Source organism: Oscillibacter sp. UBA6647 (assembly GCA_002455655.1).
Lineage (GTDB): Bacteria > Bacillota > Clostridia > Oscillospirales > Oscillospiraceae > Oscillibacter.
In genome coordinates this window covers 13,225-14,118 of record DKLF01000034.1, presented here as the reverse complement: position 1 = coordinate 14,118, position 894 = coordinate 13,225, and the positions used below count along the sequence as shown (strand labels likewise).

At 48.9% G+C, this 894-nt stretch carries 1 protein-coding gene and 1 pseudogene; one reads left to right on the top strand and one right to left on the bottom strand.

Going from position 1 to position 894, the window contains the following annotated elements; translation table 11 throughout:
* Window positions 1-250 (bottom strand): hypothetical protein (locus B2W96_RS02990; protein ID WP_293008411.1); only part of this gene is annotated, 250 nt, incomplete at its 3' end.
* A 172-nt stretch (window positions 251-422) separates the two neighbouring features.
* On the opposite strand from B2W96_RS02990, the pseudogene B2W96_RS02985 reads away from it, so the two are divergent.
* Window positions 423-894 (top strand): annotated as a pseudogene (locus B2W96_RS02985) (transketolase); the annotation flags it as partial.

Here is an 894-nt window from a genome sequence, read left to right as displayed (position 1 = left end):
TGTTGTCCGCCGCGCTGACGGCAATTTCGATTCCTCTCTCCATGGCCATGTACAAAAAGCGCAGATACGGCTGAGCGCGCACAGCGAGACAGGATACTCTGCTGTGGGCATCAAAAGTCCTCAAAAAGAGAACACTTTCAGTCACGCTTCTATAAGAACACATACAAAACACATGAAATACGTAACATTGATCGGCAGACAGCGATTTCTCGCTGTCTGCTGATTTTTTAATGCAGCTTTCCAGAAACATGACGCTACGTTGCTCTTACGTCTTTTTTCGGAAAGTTTTATTGAATGTTACAAAAACAGGCCTTGCTTTTCATGGATATTCATTCTTGACGCTTTTTCGACCCAGTGATAGTATAACGTATAAACATCCTACGTTGGATGAATCGAAGTTTAAGAAGAGGAAGGGAGCTATCATGAATAAAGAAGAACTCATCGATAAAGCGTATGAAGTTCGTAAAAACGTCCTGAGAATGGCGCATGTGGACAAGCGCGGTTTTATTTCTCAATCACTGGGGGCCGCGGACTTTTTGACGGTGCTGTATTCCCACGCCATGCGGTTCCACGCCGACGATCCGAAGTGGGAAGGCCGGGACAGATTTCTCCTCTCAGCCGGGCACAATGCCATTGCCGTATACGCCGCAATGGCAGAAGAGGGCTTTTTCCCCAAGGACTGGCTAGATACTTACGGTCTTGACAACAGCCGTCTTCCCATGTCCTGCATGCCTGCCTATACGCCCGGCATTGAAATTTCCGGCGGCTCCATTGGCCTTGGACTGCCCATTGCCGTGGGTATGGCGATGGGCCTGAAATTAAAGAAATCTGATGCAAAGGTCTACGTGATGATGGGCGACGGCGAGATGACCGAGGGCCCCACTTGGGAAGCAG